The following is a 15,930-nucleotide window of genomic DNA, read 5'->3' as shown; positions in this document are numbered from 1 at the left end:
TACTATGAATAAAGAATCTTATTGAGGAACAAAGGAATCAGGTCTGTAGTTATTTAAACTGCAGACCTGATTCTTTTAATTCAATATCTTATTCTCGATTTTTTCCTACTCCCACTCAATCGTCCCAGGGGGCTTGGAGGTAATGTCATAAACGACACGATTGACGCCCTTGACTTCATTGACAACCCTTGAGGATATGTTGTGCAGAAGCTCATAGGGGAGCCTAGCCCAATCCGCTGTCATGGCATCTTCGCTGGTGACTGCCCTCAGAATGATGGGATATTCGTAGGTACGTCCATCTCCCATAACCCCAACGCTTTTGATGGAAGGGAGCACCGCAAAGCTTTGCCATAATTCATGATACATTCCTGAACGTCGGATTTCTTCTAGAATAATAGCATCAGCTTCTCTCAAAATATCTAACTTCTCACGGGTTATCTCGCCGAGAATCCGAATAGCCAGTCCCGGTCCAGGGAATGGTTGACGCCAGACAATTTCCTCACTCATTCCCAGTTCAGTTCCGAGTTCACGTACTTCGTCTTTAAAGAGCATACGCAACGGCTCGACAAGCTCAAACTGCATGTCCTCCGGTAAGCCACCGACATTATGGTGACTCTTAATTGTTTCTGCAGTTTCCGTCCCGCTTTCCACAATATCCGGATAAAGGGTTCCTTGGACTAAGAAATCTACTTCGCCTAACTTAGATGCCTCGACTTCAAAAACACGAATGAATTCATTGCCAATAGCTTTACGCTTAGTTTCCGGATCTGAAACTCCTTCAAGCTTTTTCATAAAACGCTCTCGAGCATCTACAAATACCAAATTCAGTTGGAATTGTTCTGTAAAAATCTTCTTAACCTGTTCAGCTTCATTTTTCCGCATAAAACCATGGTCAACAAAAACACAGGTGAGTTGGTCTCCGACTGCTTTGTGTACTAAGGCCGCAGCAACCGAAGAATCCACGCCGCCACTCAAGGCACAAAGGACACGCCCATTTCCAACTTTCGCCCGTATCTCAGCTACCTGCAGCTCAATAAAGGACTCCATGGTCCAGTCTCCAACACATTTACAAATGTCATACAGAAACTTTTCTAACATCGCTTGTCCATCGGGTGTATGCTTAACTTCCGGATGGAATTGGACACCATAGAAGTGACGTTTTTCATCCATCATCGCTGCAACCGGAGTATGACTGGTGTGGGCAGCAATTACAAAGCCCTCAGGCAACGTCTGAACAGAATCCCCATGGCTCATCCAGCACGGACGGTCTCCCTCCATGCCTTTCCAGAGATCGGTTGCCTTATTAATTGTGAGCATTGCTTTTCCATACTCACTAAATTCCGGATGTTCTACGCTTCCACCTAACTGAACGGTCATCAATTGCATTCCATAACAAATCCCCAAGATTGGGATCCCTAAATTATATATTTCAGGGTCCACTTTAGGAGCGTTCGCTTGATTAACACTTGCCGGCCCACCTGAGAGGATTATTCCCTTAGGCTGACGAGCCTTAATTTCCTCAACGGATGTTTTATAGGAAATCATTTCAGAATATACATGGGCCTCACGAACACGTCGAGCAATAAGCTGATTGTACTGTCCACCAAAATCCAGAACCAAAACTAATTCCTGTGTCACTTATTTCATCACCATTCATTAAAAATTAGATAAATTTATACGCTTCGGGTTTCAAAACGCCAATGTAAGGTAAGTTTCTGTATTCTTCATTAAAGTCTAATCCGTACCCAACGACAAATTCGTCTGGAATCGAAAATCCGTTGTAATCCGGAAAGACTTCTGCCTGTCGTCGTGCAGCTTTATCGAGGAGTGTGACCACCTTTATACTAAGAGGATTGCGTGCTTTTAAGTTTGCTTTTAAGTACTGTAAAGTTAATCCTGTATCCACAATATCCTCAGTAATCAAGATATGGACATCTTCGACACTACGCTCTAAATCCTTAAGTATCCTGACCACACCAGAGGATTGAGTTGACGCACCGTAGCTGGATAACGCCATAAAGTCATAAGCTAGCGGTAATTTGATTTCTCGAATAAGATCTGACATGAAGGGTACTGCTCCTTTTAAAATGCCTAGGACCAAAAGATTCTTTCCAGCATAATCTCTAGTAATCTCTGCCCCTAATTCTGAAACGCGTTTTGCCAATTCCTCTCGTGATATTAAAACTTTTGCAATATATTCTTCCATTAAGGACACCTCCACTATACTATACTAACTCGTTTCTGAAAAACTCATGCCAAAACTATACCAGAGGCTTGTCCATTGTGCAAATGCTTTTATAGTTCAAACGTTATTATTCAAAAAAAAAGAGTAAGCATACCCATTATTAGGTACACTTACTCCTCATACTACCATGGTAGGGGCAATTCGCAAATTGCCCCTACGGGTTAAACGTCTTTAGATGTCCGGTGCCTGAATACTTATCTTCTTACCGATATCTTTAAACTCGAGTGTCATGGTCATGGGATCGGACTTAGCTTTATTCTTCGCTTCGATAGCCGCTTTAACGAGCATTTTATCTGACTTACGAATATAAAGGGTATACTGGAAATCCGTCCAAAATACCTCCATCATTTGATTCTGTACACTAGGTTTTAATTGACACACCCATGTTTTTTCTCCATTTACCTTCTCTTGACCGCTAAGCATCACCTCTCCAAGTTCTTTCATCTGAAGTGAAGATAAGGGGTTGAGCTCCGCCAGAAAGACTTCCTGGGCTGCTGGAGCATTAGCAAAACGAATCCACTTCTTGCTAAACGGATCTTTGCTGTAGGTAGAATCTCCGATTTTGATCATTTCCACTTCGCTCCCTACCAACTGACCCAAGATTCGTGTGTTCCCACCGTCCTTTTCTCCTAGAATCTGAGTGAGTACGCGATCTTTTCCCTCGACCCATTGATGTTGGGTTAAACTGTAGCGAAAAGAGGTCGCTGCATTTAGTCGTTCTAAGCCGTGTGTGACTAAATCAGTGGGTTCTGGCTGCCAAAAAAAGCGTCCTAGAAATACCCCCATCAACACGATACTGATTCCGATGAGTAACCATAGTCCTCTTTTCTTCATCTCATGCCCCCCTGGCGGAGTTCTTACCCTACTAGTATGTAAAATCAGCTTGCCCTATTCCGCCCATACGGGAGGATTACTAAGATTTTTAAAAAACAATCATCCTTTCTTCCTTGCTCCTTGATTTACGGCAAATTCAGCGACTTTTATAATTGAAAGGCATTAACTCAGGAGTTAATGGCATTGTTGTGTTACAATCGAAGACAAGTATGTAAATACGTTTAATAGATAGACATAAGGTTCAGCTAGAACAAGATTAAAACACTCTATTTACTGGAACCATAGATCATGTACACTCTTTACGGTGTAGACGGTACCTTCATTTTTATGGATCACAAGAACTGATTGATCGTGCCCGTTTTTCTTTGATTAACATTAGTTCAATTTGAGGAGGAAGGTAAGATTGACTGAAACAAATACATCATCAAATTCAAAAATTGACTTATCGGGAACACATATAGTTGTAACCGGTTCCTCAAGTGGCATTGGGCTTGCAATGGCGGAAGGTCTTCTACGTGTAGGGGCTACGGTTGCTTTAGCTTCAAAACCAGGAGTAAAATTGGATAATCAGGTTAAACGACTAAAATTATCTGGTTTAGATGCCTACGGTTTACCTCTGGATGTTCGCTCGGAAACATCGATTGCGGATTCAGTTAAATGGGTACAAAGAACATGGGGGAAGCTTGATGTTTTAGTCAATAACGCGGGAATTGGTATGCAAACGATAAATAAGCGATTCATGATAGAACCACAACCATTTTTCCAGGTGACCCCTGACGGATTTCGAAATTTAATTGACACAAACCTCACCGGATATTTTCTTGTGGCCCGAGGATTTACCCCACTTATGATCGAGCAGGGATATGGAAAAATCATCAACATTACGACGAATGATGAAACCATGAGGTGTAAGGGCTTTATTCCCTATGGACCTTCTCGAGCTGGAGCTGAGTCACTGTCATACATAATGGCAGAGGATCTTCGTCCATATGGAATTACAGTCAATATGCTTCTTCCCGGCGGAGTAACGGATACCGGGATGATTCCGGAAGAACTTAAGGGCCAAATAACATTCCCACTCCTACGCCCAAGAGTTATGATAGAACCAATTATTTTCTTAGCCTCTGGCAAGTCCGATGGCATTACAGCTGAAAGAATAACTGCCATTGAATTTTCTAAGTGGCTCGTCAAGCTTAAGGCTGACTTATAGATTAAGGGAGTGAATCGTTGAAGTACCCATCTGTTAAAGTTGCAAAATTTTTAAGACGGCCTAATAGGTTTATCGCTCATGTGATAATAGACAATAATGAAGAAATTGTTCATGTCAAAAATACAGGGCGGTGCAAAGAAATCCTACAGGAAGGAACTGTCGTGATTTTAGAAGAAGCAAAAAATACGAAGCGGAAGACAAAGTACTCAATTATTGCCGCATACAAAGAAGATGTTCTGATCAATATCGATTCACAAGTTCCCAATACGGTTGTATATCAGGGTATAAAGGAGGGGAGAATCAAGGAAATTGATGGTATTACAAAGCTATCTAAAGAAATTGTTTACGGTAATTCTAGATTTGATTTGTGCTTCGAAACCAATGAACGGAGAGGCTTTATAGAAGTAAAAGGTGTAACTCTTGAAACTGAAGGCATAGCCATGTTCCCCGATGCTCCTACTCAGAGGGGCTCCAAGCATATTTATGAAATGATCAAAGCTGTGGAAGAGGGTTATGCCGGGTTCATTTTCTTTCTCATCCAGATGAAGGGCGTAAAATATTTTACACCCTTTGAGATCAGGGATCCGGAATTTGCAAAGGCATTAAAACTTGCAAGTAAAAAAGGAGTAACGATTCTAGCCTATGATTCTATTGTCTCCGAAGACGAGATAACCATAGGGACTCCGGTAGAAGTTCGTCTTTCATAAAAAACTTTCGTAATATGCACGTTACCTAGTGCATAAAAAAAGAGTCCCCTCACAAGTTCAGTGAACTCATGAGAGGACTCCGCAAGAATTTTTTATGAGAGGCTTTCAGGCTCTTACATCATGCCGCCCATTCCACCCATGCCACCCATTCCGCCTGGCATAGCGCCTGCTCCACCATCTTTTGCTGGTAGGTCAGAGACTAAGCATTCCGTGGTCAAGAGCATAGCAGCAATTGAACCTGCGTTTTGCAGAGCTGAACGAGTAACTTTAGCTGGGTCAACAATACCAGCAGCAATCATGTCTTCATAGACTTCGGTTACTGCATTGAAGCCAATTCCTCTGGCGCCGGATTCACGAACTTTACCAACAACGACGGAACCTTCATGTCCGGCATTATTAGCGATTTGACGAAGTGGCTCTTCGAGGGCTCTGCGAACAATACTTACACCAGTAGCCTCATCCCCAACTAAATTCAGTGCATCTAAGGCTTGAATAGCGTCAATGAGAGTTGTACCTCCACCAGATACGATACCTTCTTCAACCGCAGCACGAGTAGCAGCTAAAGCATCTTCAATGCGGAGTTTCTTCTCCTTCATTTCAGTTTCGGTAGCAGCACCAACTTGGATAACTGCAACTCCACCTGCTAATTTTGCTAAACGCTCTTGGAGTTTTTCACGATCAAAGTCAGAGGTGGTTTCTTCGATTTGACGTTTAATTGCTTCAACACGCTTCTTAATGTCTTCGGTGTTTCCAGATCCTTCTACAAGTGTGGTTTCTTCTTTGGTTACACGAACTTGACGCGAACGTCCCAGCATTTCAATAGTCGTGTTTTCTAACTTGAGTCCCAAATCTTCAGTAATAACTGTTCCACCTGTTAGTACAGCAATATCTTCGAGCATTGCTTTACGACGATCTCCAAAGCCAGGAGCTTTAACTGCAACGCAGACAAAGGTTCCGCGTAATTTGTTGAGAACAAGAGTAGCCATAGCTTCCCCGTCAATATCTTCAGCAATAATCAGTAATTGACGACCAGCTTGTACAACTTTCTCTAGTACAGGTAGAACATCTTGAATTGCACTAATCTTCTTATCAGTAATTAGGATGTAAGGGTCATTTAGTACGGCTTCCATTTTCTCGGTATCTGTGATCATATAAGCGGAGATATAACCGCGGTCAAATTGCATTCCTTCAACCACTTGAAGTTCAGTCGTCATACCTTTAGCTTCTTCAACCGTGATAACGCCATCTTTTCCAACTTTTTCCATGGCCTGAGCAATCAAATCACCAATGTTTTTGTCGCTAGCAGAGATAGAAGCAACTTGAGCAATAGCTTCACTTGTTTCAACGAGCTTAGCATTAGCTTTGATATCTGCAACAACGACTTCCACTGCTTGCTCAATTCCACGTTTAATGCCCATTGGGTTAGCGCCCGCAGCAACATTCTTTAGTCCTTCACGAATAATAGCTTGTGCTAAAACAGTAGCAGTCGTTGTACCGTCACCAGCTACATCGTTAGTTTTTGTGGCAACCTCTTTAACAAGTTGTGCTCCCATATTTTCAAAAGGATCTTCCAATTCAATATCACGAGCAATTGTTACACCATCGTTGGTGATTAGAGGGGATCCAAATTTCTTGTCTAGTACGACATTACGTCCTTTGGGTCCTAAAGTTACGCGAACAGCTTCAGCGAGAGCATTAACACCGCGTTCTAAAGCATGACGTGCATCTTGATTAAAAATAATTTGCTTTGCCAACGTATATTCACTCCTTAAAAATTCGTCTAAGTCTTATTGCACTAGCCAATGATGGCTAAAATATCGGTTTCTTTCAGAATTAAGTACTCTTCACCATCATATTTAACTTCGGTTCCTGCATATTTGGAATAAATTACACGGTCCCCTACTTTTACCTCTAGCGCGATGCGTTCACCTTTTTCCACTTTTCCAGGACCTGCAGCGACAACTTCGCCTTCTTGTGGTTTTTCTTTAGCGGTATCCGGCATAATAATACCGCTCTTTGTTTTTTCTTCCATCGGGAGTGCTTTAATAATTACCCGATCTGCGAGAGGTTTAATGTTCATGAAGAAAAGTCCCTCCTATGTTTTTCTTTTTATTTGATATTGTTAGCACTCGACTCTATTGAGTGCTAACAATATATCTATAATAATATGCAAGGGGTTGCGGGAAAGCAACCCCCCAAATAGCTTAAATACAGGGGTTTAAGCCGTATTTACTGTAAAAATCAATCAATTTCTCAATATTTCGTCCATTAGATATTAAATATTCTGAACCCCCTCTCCCCAAGCGCATCTCCATATCGTCTAAACACTATAATTGCCAGATTAACTGCCTTCTATGCATGGTTTCATTCTGAAATCAATTTTATTTGTCGTTGTGAAACTTCCTCATAAAGACTCCCTAAAGCCTTTTGAACTTGAAGATTTTTTAAATTAAGAAGGTATATTTTAGTCTTACCAATTTTTAAATTCGGGTCGGCATGCTCCTTCTCAGTTAGGATATCTTCTTTCAGAGCAAACCTAATAAATTCCTTAGCTTGTAAAGTAGAACATCCCAGAAATTCGGTCAATGTTGCCCTAGCCTTTGTTGATGCAACATAGGGTAAACGAATTTGGAGTGTCCCTAAAATCCGAATTGCTTGTTCTAAGTCCCCTTCAGGATGATACTCTACTTCTTTTTTTTCGTGGAGAATCCATTGTAAAAGATTATCTTCCTCTTCACTATAAGGGTGTAGTGAATGATTAATACTTCCAGATACCCCAATCACCTTGACGTCTTTTCCCCAGGCTCTTACTTTTCTTAGTAACGAAAGAAAATCTCCATCCCCTGTAAGCAATAAAAACACATCGAAGGTTGAGGCTCTGGTTAGCAAGATTTCCTGAGCTTCGAGCATCAATTCTAGATCTGCAGCATTTCGGCGAAGTTCTGTACTAGCATAATTATTTTTTCCAAATACATGTCGGGTAAAGACGTTCGTTTTCTCGAAGGTAGTTTGAGTTCTCCAGAACTCTTCACGGTCAAAGTTAGCGTAAAGATAGATAGCTAATAATTCTACATTAGATCGTTCTGTATAGAGATGCAAAAACCTTACCAACTGCTCGGGCTTTAATTCGTACCCACGCTCTAATAAACTGGTCCAAATATTCTCGTAGTCCACAAACGCTATGGCTTTCAATACTGTTCACCTCACAAGCCACTAATATACCATATTCTACGTAAGATTATGGACAGACGTGACAAGCCATGAACTTAAACCCCTTTTAGAACAGTAATTTTAATATAATTATTTCAGGCTAAGGAGAAAGGAGAATCAGCAACCGCCACCGAATTGTAATAACTCTAATTCCCTTGACCCTGTGGTAGCAAAAATTTAACTCTACACGCTTATTGTTAGAAAGAGAGATCGGCAATTGCCAATCTCTCTTTCATCATTCCGGTGATTACGGATGCTGAAGTGTTGAACCACATTCACTTGCTTCCCCTTTAAGAATCTGAATTCCATGGGGGATTGCCGGAGCAATTGCTGCAAAGCATTCCCGAACTGCTTTAACACTACCTGGCATATTTATGATTAGGGTTCGCTTTCTTAGGACTGCCACCGCTCTGCTTAACATGGCCTTGGGAGTTACTTTAAGGCTTTCCATCCTCATCACTTCAGCAATACCCGGAACCATACGATCTGCTACAGCTAGGGTTGCCTCGGGTGTTACATCTCGCAATGAAAAGCCAGTCCCACCCGTCGTCAAGATTAGATCTAGGTTCAGTTCATCAGCCCAAAGTCGCATAGTTTTCTCTAGGGATTCTTGGTCGTCAGGGAGTACCACATACTCCACAACCTGACCGTCAATTTCTTCAACCAGCTTGGCAAGGGTTGGACCGGATAGATCCTCCCTTTCACCGCGTGAACCCTTATCACTTGCCGTAATAACTCCTACGCGAAGCATCAATCAATCACCTCTATATCATCTCCAACTCGAACGACTCCGCCTTCCAGTAAACGAATAAAAATTCCCTCTTTCGGCATGACACAATCTCCCGCCTGATGGTAAATCGCACATTTTGTATGGCATTCTTTACCAATTTGAGTCACTTCCCCGATACTAGTAGCCCCAATTTTTAGCTTTGTTCCAATCGGGAGAGTAAATAATTCTAATCCTTCTGTCGTCAAGTTCTCCGCAAAATCCCCTGGCACTACCTTCAATCCTTTGTCTTGCATCGTCTTAATACTCTCCATCGCTAGCAAACTAACCATGCGATGCCAGTCTCCGCCATGGGCATCTCCTTCCAGACCAAAGCCCACCTTGAGAACCCCTTCACCAACATTCTTTTTACGCATTCCTTTTCGTTCACTTGTGCAAACAGCTACTATTTTCCCCATATTAATATACCTCTTTCATGCCATTCTATTTTTTAATTGAAGCTCCGCTTCAGAAATGTCTAGTCGAACTTATCCAGGGACTTACTGCCACTTGCCCTCCTACTTACAATGCCTAGTGGCAGTTAGTCATCGGACAAAATGCCCGCTTTTTCCGCCCAGCTTTTCAACCAGATAAATATCCCCAATCGTCATGGTCTTATCAATTGCTTTACACATATCGTAAATGGTCAAGGCTGCGACACTAACTGCCGTCAATGCTTCCATTTCCACGCCAGTTTTGCCGTGGACCTTAACATTAGCCTCAATATCTATCTCCCCCGGTTCCACCAATTTGAAACTCAACTTAGCACTTGTAATTGCTAAAGGATGACACATAGGGATCAACTGTGATGTCTGCTTTGCCGCCATAATTCCAGCAACCTGGGCTACTGACAAAACATCTCCTTTGGCAATCTGCCCGGAACGAATCCTTTCTAACGTCTCTGGTTTCATCAAAACTTTACCCTGGGCAATAGCAACCCGTGCCGTTTCTTCCTTATCGCTAACATCGACCATTCGTGCGCGTCCTTCTTCGTCAAAATGCGTTAAATCCATTTGCTTTACCCTCCGATCTGAGACATTATACGTGTATCTTGCCAAGCCTCATTGTTCATATGATGCTCAGCAGGTTTATGCCAAACTGCCTGGGCAAATACTTTCAGAATATCGTGATCAGTACTGCCTGAACGTAGAACCTCACGTAAATCAACTTCATGTTTACTGTGCAGACATGGTCGCAGTTTACCATCAGCCGTTAAACGCACCCGATTGCAAGTATTACAAAAATGGCGACTTAGCGCGCTGATAAAACCGATACTTCCTTTATAGCCGCTAGGGCGATAGTATTCTGCTGGACCTCCGCCGAGAATATCCTGGGTAGGTACGTCTTCATCGAGTTCTAATAACTCTTTCATTTCTTTAATTGAAACAAAATCCGACCGGTGCTCTGAACTGACCCCAATCGGCATAAGCTCAATGAATCGAACATGGAGCGGATATTGCTTAGCGAGCTTTAGAAAGCTGGGCAACTCGTCCGTATTAAACCCACGAACAACAACTACATTAATTTTAACTGGATTTAGTCCAGCCTCTAGTGACCGAAAAATTCCCTGAATCACTTTCGAGACATCCCCTCCGCGGGTATTCTCAGAAAAACGTGTTCGATCCATAGTATCTAAGCTTATATTAACACGCTGAACTCCAGCGGCCTTTAGATCAAAGGCCATTTCCGGAAGTAACAAACCGTTGGTAGTGAGCATGAGATCCTCTACTCCCGGAATTTGAGCACCCTCTCGCAGAAAGTCCAGAATATCGGTGCGCACTAAGGGTTCTCCTCCAGTAATACGAAACCGCCGAAATCCCAATTCTGTACTTATCCTCATTAACCTTAGTATTTCTTCAAAGGAAAGAATAAAATTATGGGGCATCCATTGTATCCCTTCATCAGGCATACAATATCTGCAACGTAGATTGCAGCGATCTGTCACCGAAATTCTAAGATAGTCAATTCGCCTAAGAAATTGATCTTGCATTACGTCTCCCCTTTCTTAGATTTAATTTTTGAACACAAAAAAACCCGCGGTCTGTAAACAACCGGGGAACTATATTCCACCTGTCGACAGACTCCTTTCCAGCAGGAGATATTACAGTTTCCTATAATACCCGAGTGCTTAAGCACTTGTCTGGTCACCATAGCCTCTGCTTTAGGTAATCCAGCTTCGGAGCAGTACATTTAGTTTTAAAATCTGTTAACTCTACATTAGGTAATTCGCGATAAGTTATCGAAATCCCTTTTAATTAATATATTACATTTTTTACTTTTTATTAAAAAAATGATTTAGCTTTTTTCAAAAATATTGTACACTATAATAAAGGTAAGGTCCAAGGAGGTAATAATGCCAAACGAAACCGTTACTCATTCAATTCTAAAAGCTAATGGGGCATTACTAGAATGGGTGAAAGACACTGTAGTCCGAGAAGTGCCATTAACCATTCACTACAACCGGGAAGAAATTGCCACGCTCTTGTGTTCTCCTTCTCAAACTGAGGAACTTACACTTGGGTTTTTATTCAGCGAAGGATTCATCCGAATACCGGAAGACGTTTACGAGATTCGCCACGATCCTTCAGACCACATGGTTTGGGTCGAAGGCAAGCCCTGCGTCTTGCAAAAAGAACTTATGAGCAAGCGCTTTGTATCCGCTTGTTGTGGTAAAAGCAGAGCATCCTTTTGTTTTGCCAATGATGCACTAATGGTTAAACCGCTTACATCAACCTATAACATTCCTATCCAAGAAGCCTATGATTATGCTAAGTTTTTGCAATCCTATCTACCACTTTTTCAAGAAACCGGTGGAATACACAGTGGTGGAGTTGGCCATGAAGGCAATGTACTCCTAACAAGCTATGATATTGGCAGGCACAATGTCTTTGATAAGCTCAGCGGTGAAGCCTTTCGCACTAAGTTAAATCTCGAAAACCATGTGATTTTTTTCAGCGGTCGAGTTTCCTCGGAAATCCTGCTTAAGGTTGCCAAAATGAAGGTCCCCATCCTCATTGCCCGCGGAGCACCAACGGATATGGCCTTATCTCAAGCGACGGCTTTGAATATTACTGTTATAGGGTTTGCAAGGGAACAACGCTTAAATATTTATACCTGTCCTGAACGGATCCTTTGCTAAGCTAAGAATGTACTGCGTTGACGTTGAAGTTTGTTTATCCTTTATGGATATCAGCCCAGTCTCTCGGTGTATTAACATTACAGAAGGCGTTCATCAAATCTGAAAAGATCTCTAGTTCTGACTCCTCCACATACTTCACTGAACAGTTTGGATAGAAATCGATAACCTTGAGGCGACCTGCTTCAAGGTTCTTTTTTATTGTGGGAAGGCAACGTCGATGATAAAAAGCATGTAACGGATGGAGTCCAGATCGAAGCTTTGGGACGACGACATCGTGTTCCGGAATCCACTTTGACAAATAATTAATAAGATCCATTTTTAGAAAAGGCATATCACAGGCAACGAAGAAAACTTCGTCATAGGTCGCAGCTTTTAACCCCTGATATAGCCCTTCCAGGGGACCTTGATCTGGAATCTCGTCCTGAATAATCGGCAGTTCAAAGCATGCAAACCGTTCAGGGTTGTTACTGCTAATGATCACCTCTGAAAACACGGTATCCAGAACCTTTAAACTCCGTTCAGCCAGAGTTTGACCATCGATCTCTAAAAAAGCTTTATCTTTTTTCATTCGCGAGCTCTTTCCACCCGCTAACAAAATACCAGTCGCCTTCAATTTCGGAAGGCCGTTTCTAAAGTTTTGCAGTAACTTAGTAATTTTTGAAGACCTCCTCGTATTCAGTGGACGAGAAGCGGGTCAGAATCCGATTCCCCACAATTGTTACTGGAACTCCAATAGCATCGGTGGTTTTTCTCAACTCTTTAAAGTTAGTAGGTGAAAGAATACTTTTCTCGGTAAACAAAATTCCTTTACCCGAAAGGAATCGCTTTGCGCGAAAGCAATAGGGTCAAAGAGGTACAGTATACATAATCACTTCTTGATTCACAAACCTTCACTCCTCAACTCATCTGAGGCTAGCCCTCTTACTTCAATGTACCATATTCAATCATTTATGTCACGATGCGTTGCGAGTGGTCACCCTCTAAAAATGACGAGAGCCGGAGGGGCGTGAAAGGACGCGTGACAAGGGGACGATCCTTTTTGACACAAAGTGTGTCAAAAAGGATCGTCCCCTTGTCATACTTGTCATAGGTTAAAGGGACCCCTAAGGGCCCCTTTGCAGGTTAGTTAATTTTTGAGATTTTCACGCCGCACACTTTATACTCATAGGTTTTGGTAACTTTGTCATAGGCACCATTGGTCAAGACATTCGTTGGTGAATCAAAATAGTGAAGTGTCATGAAGACCATGCCTTCTGGGACTCTCTCGGTAACCTTAACTTTAGTTTTCAGCTCACCACGGCGTGATGCCACTTGGACTACTTCTCCATCTTCAATTCCCAGCTTCTTAGCGTCTGAAGGATTAACCTCAGCAAGTTCTTCAGGAGAATGGTCGCCTAATGAAGGTGAGTGTTGTGTGAAAACATTATAGTGAGAGAGTTTACGCCCGGTATTGAGCAAGAAAGGATATTCCTCATCAGGCATTTCAGCAGGCAGCTGATTTTCAATAGCCATAAAGAGTCCTTTGCCCCGGTTAAACTTCCCTTCATGCAGGAACTTGGTGCCTGGGTGCTCTGCATGCGGTACAGGCCATTGCAGCCCTTGTGTTCCTAATCGCTCATGGGTTATACCCCCAAATTGTGGCGCGAGCTTTGAAATTTCCTGCATGACTTCTGCAGAAGATTCATAGTTGAAGGGGTAACCCATACGAGTAGCCAGCTCACAAATGATCTCCCCATCTGTCTTAGCATTTCCAATAGGCTTAATGGCCTGATTTACCATTTGCACTCTTCGCTCAGTATTTGTGAAGGTGCCTGTCTTCTCTGCAAAACTAGCACCAGGTAAGACGACATCTGCAAGCTTTGCTGTTTCAGACAAGAAAATTTCTTGAACAACAAGGAAGTCTAATGCCTCAAGACCTTTTCGTACATGGTTCGCATCAGCATCCGTAATGACCGGATCTTCTCCCATGACATACAGAGCACGCAGATCCTTACTAACTGCAGCCCCAAACATATCTGGAATCATAAAGCCGGGATTAGGATCTAGGGGAACTCCCCAAGCTGCTTCAAACTTGGCCCGTACTTCTGGGCTAGCAACCTGTTGGTAACCGGGATAAACATTAGGAAGTGCTCCCATATCGCAGGCACCCTGTACGTTATTCTGCCCGCGCATTGGGTTAACCCCTGAACTCTCCTTACCAATATTTCCTGTCAGCATAGCGAGGTTTGCCAAACTCATGACATTATCTGTACCGCAGGTATGTTCAGTTATCCCTAAGGTATAGAAGATTGAAGCTCGTTCAGCGGTAGCATAGATTTTGGCAGCCTCTTGGAGCTGTTCTACAGGAACTCCCGTTATTTTACTTACTACTTCTGGAGTATATTGCTGTACTGCTTCACGAACTTTTTCAAAGCCTTCCGTTCGTTCAGCAATAAATTCTTTATTTTCCCACTCGTTAGCAAGAATAATGTTCATGATTCCGTTGATCAAAGCAATATCCGTTCCAGGTCTAAGTCTTAGCCAAACATCTGCATGCTCGGCAAGATCAATGCACCGAGGGTCAGCAACAATAAGTTTAGCACCTTTTGCGAGGGCTTGTTTCATTTTTGTTCCGATTACCGGATGCGCTTCTGTGGGATTAGCACCAATTACAAACATAGCCTTAACGTTAGGAATTTCATTAATTGAGTTAGTCATCGCTCCAGATCCAAATGAGGTGGCCAGACCGGCCACAGTGGGAGCGTGTCAAGTCCTGGCGCAGTGATCGACATTGTTTGTGCCGATTACCGCGCGCATGAATTTTTGCATAAGATAGTTTTCTTCATTAGTGCAGTGAGCTGAACTTAAAGCTGCAATAGAGTTGGGACCATAGGTCTTTTTAATCTCTCCCAACTTAGTGGCAACCAAATCCAGAGCCTCATCCCACTCTGCCGGAACTAGTTCTCCATTTTTCCTAATTAAAGGTGTGGTTATGCGATTGTCGCTATAGATCATGTCCATCCCAAAACGACCTTTAACACATAAAGCTTTACCATTAACAGGTACCTCAGGATTAGAAGTTACCCCAATGACTTTTCCGTCTTTGACATTTAGGTCAAAGTTGCAACCTACTCCGCAGAAAGGACAAGTGGTTTGGACTTTGGATACTTCCCAAGGACGTCCTTTACCGGCCATTTGCTTTTCAGTCAGCGCACCAACTGGGCAGACTGAGACACAGGATCCACAGAAATCACAATCCGATTCATTATAGGGTAAATTGAAGGCGGGGCCCACCTGGGTATCAAATCCTCGAAATGAAAAGTCTAGAATGCTTTTTCCTTGGATTTCAGTACATGCTTTGATACATTTGCCACAAAGAATACATTTATTGGGATCACGTAATATGAAAGGATTTCCGTCATCAATCGGGAGACAACGTTTCTCCCCTTGATAAACGGTCCCAGTTACTCCATAGTCATAAGCATATTCCGCTAAGGAACAATCTCCCATTTTCTGACAGGTCATGCAATCTAAAGGATGATTTGCAACCAAAAGCTCTAAGATTGTTTTACGTGCATTACGAACTTTAGGGTTTTGTGTTTCTACTTTCATACCTTGAGCTACTTGAGTCACGCACGAAGGTGGAAGATTACGCATTCCTTCGATTTGAACAACACACAAACGGCAGGCTCCAGCAGAGGTAAGCTCTGGGGCATGACACAAGGTAGGAATTGGAATATTATTCATCCGACAGGCATCAAGTACGGTCGTTCCCTTGGGAACGCTGACTTCACGTCCATCAATTGTTAAGGTAAGCCACTCCAAAATGTTCACTCCTCT

The 15,930-nt window shown here is 42.5% G+C and carries 15 protein-coding genes, 1 pseudogene and 1 riboswitch; of the genes and pseudogenes, 3 read left to right on the top strand and 13 right to left on the bottom strand.

All coding sequences use genetic code 11. The features are described 5' to 3' along the window. Positions 1-105: 105 nt before the first annotated feature. The 3 genes from guaA to HGJ98_RS13875 form a co-directional block, all read right to left on the bottom strand. The gene (guaA, locus tag HGJ98_RS13885) at positions 106-1,638 is read right to left on the bottom strand and encodes a glutamine-hydrolyzing GMP synthase (RefSeq protein ID WP_291352004.1); all 1,533 of its coding nucleotides are present in this window, start codon (positions 1,636-1,638) and stop codon (positions 106-108) included. A 25-nt stretch (positions 1,639-1,663) separates the two neighbouring features. Then, a complete protein-coding gene (gene hpt, locus HGJ98_RS13880) occupies positions 1,664-2,206 on the bottom strand; it encodes a hypoxanthine phosphoribosyltransferase (RefSeq protein ID WP_291352003.1) in 543 nt (180 codons plus the stop codon). Between the two features lie 210 nt (positions 2,207-2,416). Further along, complete coding sequence (locus HGJ98_RS13875) at positions 2,417-3,079, bottom strand: hypothetical protein (protein WP_291352002.1); 663 nt, start codon at positions 3,077-3,079, stop codon at positions 2,417-2,419. Positions 3,080-3,482: 403 nt separating this feature from the next. On the opposite strand from HGJ98_RS13875, the gene HGJ98_RS13870 reads away from it, so the two are divergent. Further along, entirely contained in the window at positions 3,483-4,289 is an 807-nt protein-coding gene (locus tag HGJ98_RS13870; RefSeq protein WP_291352001.1) for an SDR family NAD(P)-dependent oxidoreductase, read from the top strand. A gap of 17 nt (positions 4,290-4,306) precedes the next feature. Continuing rightward, positions 4,307-4,996, top strand: coding sequence for a DNA/RNA nuclease SfsA (sfsA, locus tag HGJ98_RS13865; protein ID WP_291352000.1), 690 nt, complete (start codon positions 4,307-4,309; stop codon positions 4,994-4,996). 113 nt (positions 4,997-5,109) lie between these two features. Here the strand turns inward: sfsA and groL are convergent, their stop codons facing one another. The 7 genes from groL to moaA form a co-directional block, all read right to left on the bottom strand. Beyond that, positions 5,110-6,750: a chaperonin GroEL gene (groL, locus tag HGJ98_RS13860; RefSeq protein ID WP_291351999.1), complete on the bottom strand. Its 1,641-nt coding sequence runs from the start codon at positions 6,748-6,750 to the stop codon at positions 5,110-5,112. Between the two features lie 41 nt (positions 6,751-6,791). Next, a complete protein-coding gene (groES, locus tag HGJ98_RS13855; protein WP_291351998.1) occupies positions 6,792-7,076 on the bottom strand; it encodes a co-chaperone GroES in 285 nt (94 codons plus the stop codon). A gap of 284 nt (positions 7,077-7,360) precedes the next feature. After that, positions 7,361-8,188 carry an NYN domain-containing protein gene (locus HGJ98_RS13850; protein ID WP_291351997.1) on the bottom strand — a complete coding sequence of 276 codons (828 nt, stop codon included), beginning with the start codon at positions 8,186-8,188 and terminating at the stop codon, positions 7,361-7,363. Positions 8,189-8,453: 265 nt separating this feature from the next. Continuing rightward, complete coding sequence (locus HGJ98_RS13845) at positions 8,454-8,957, bottom strand: MogA/MoaB family molybdenum cofactor biosynthesis protein (RefSeq protein ID WP_291351996.1); 504 nt, start codon at positions 8,955-8,957, stop codon at positions 8,454-8,456. Beyond that, positions 8,957-9,391: an MOSC domain-containing protein gene (locus HGJ98_RS13840; RefSeq protein WP_291351995.1), complete on the bottom strand. Its 435-nt coding sequence runs from the start codon at positions 9,389-9,391 to the stop codon at positions 8,957-8,959. The genes HGJ98_RS13845 and HGJ98_RS13840 overlap by 1 nt, the downstream gene beginning before the upstream one ends. Before the next feature lie 126 nt (positions 9,392-9,517). Next, a complete protein-coding gene (gene moaC, locus HGJ98_RS13835) occupies positions 9,518-9,985 on the bottom strand; it encodes a cyclic pyranopterin monophosphate synthase MoaC (protein ID WP_291351994.1) in 468 nt (155 codons plus the stop codon). Between the two features lie 5 nt (positions 9,986-9,990). Next, on the bottom strand, positions 9,991-10,962 hold the full coding sequence (moaA, locus tag HGJ98_RS13830) for a GTP 3',8-cyclase MoaA (protein WP_291351993.1): 972 nt from the start codon (positions 10,960-10,962) through the stop codon (positions 9,991-9,993). Between the two features lie 75 nt (positions 10,963-11,037). After that, a riboswitch (molybdenum cofactor riboswitch) is annotated at positions 11,038-11,166 on the bottom strand. A 159-nt stretch (positions 11,167-11,325) separates the two neighbouring features. Between moaA and fdhD the strand changes: the two genes are divergently transcribed. Further along, the gene (gene fdhD, locus HGJ98_RS13825; RefSeq protein ID WP_291351992.1) at positions 11,326-12,111 is read left to right on the top strand and encodes a formate dehydrogenase accessory sulfurtransferase FdhD; all 786 of its coding nucleotides are present in this window, start codon (positions 11,326-11,328) and stop codon (positions 12,109-12,111) included. A gap of 34 nt (positions 12,112-12,145) precedes the next feature. Here fdhD and HGJ98_RS13820 read toward each other — a convergent pair whose 3' ends face one another. From HGJ98_RS13820 to fdhF, 3 genes and pseudogenes are all read right to left on the bottom strand, one after another. Next, complete coding sequence (locus HGJ98_RS13820; RefSeq protein ID WP_291352024.1) at positions 12,146-12,706, bottom strand: molybdenum cofactor guanylyltransferase; 561 nt, start codon at positions 12,704-12,706, stop codon at positions 12,146-12,148. A gap of 52 nt (positions 12,707-12,758) precedes the next feature. Continuing rightward, a pseudogene (locus tag HGJ98_RS22425) lies at positions 12,759-12,944 on the bottom strand (glutaredoxin family protein); the annotation flags it as partial. A 289-nt stretch (positions 12,945-13,233) separates the two neighbouring features. Further along, complete coding sequence (gene fdhF / locus HGJ98_RS13815; protein ID WP_291351991.1) at positions 13,234-15,915, bottom strand: formate dehydrogenase subunit alpha; 2,682 nt, start codon at positions 15,913-15,915, stop codon at positions 13,234-13,236. Positions 15,916-15,930 lie beyond the last annotated feature (15 nt).

The organism is Desulfosporosinus sp. (assembly GCF_014237355.1).
GTDB lineage: Bacteria > Bacillota > Desulfitobacteriia > Desulfitobacteriales > Desulfitobacteriaceae > Desulfosporosinus.
Note: the sequence above shows the minus strand (reverse complement) of the source record. Positions and strands in the feature narration are given on the sequence as shown.

Coding starts and splice junctions, on each gene's coding strand:
- hpt (WP_291352003.1), bottom strand. CDS start 2,206: ATGGAAGAATATATTGCAAAAGTTTTAATATCACGAGAGGAATTGGCA.
- HGJ98_RS13875 (WP_291352002.1), bottom strand. CDS start 3,079: ATGAAGAAAAGAGGACTATGGTTACTCATCGGAATCAGTATCGTGTTG.
- groES (WP_291351998.1), bottom strand. CDS start 7,076: ATGAACATTAAACCTCTCGCAGATCGGGTAATTATTAAAGCACTCCCG.
- HGJ98_RS13845 (WP_291351996.1), bottom strand. CDS start 8,957: ATGCTTCGCGTAGGAGTTATTACGGCAAGTGATAAGGGTTCACGCGGT.
- HGJ98_RS13840 (WP_291351995.1), bottom strand. CDS start 9,391: ATGGGGAAAATAGTAGCTGTTTGCACAAGTGAACGAAAAGGAATGCGT.
- moaC (WP_291351994.1), bottom strand. CDS start 9,985: ATGGATTTAACGCATTTTGACGAAGAAGGACGCGCACGAATGGTCGAT.
- moaA (WP_291351993.1), bottom strand. CDS start 10,962: ATGCAAGATCAATTTCTTAGGCGAATTGACTATCTTAGAATTTCGGTG.
- fdhD (WP_291351992.1), top strand. CDS start 11,326: ATGCCAAACGAAACCGTTACTCATTCAATTCTAAAAGCTAATGGGGCA.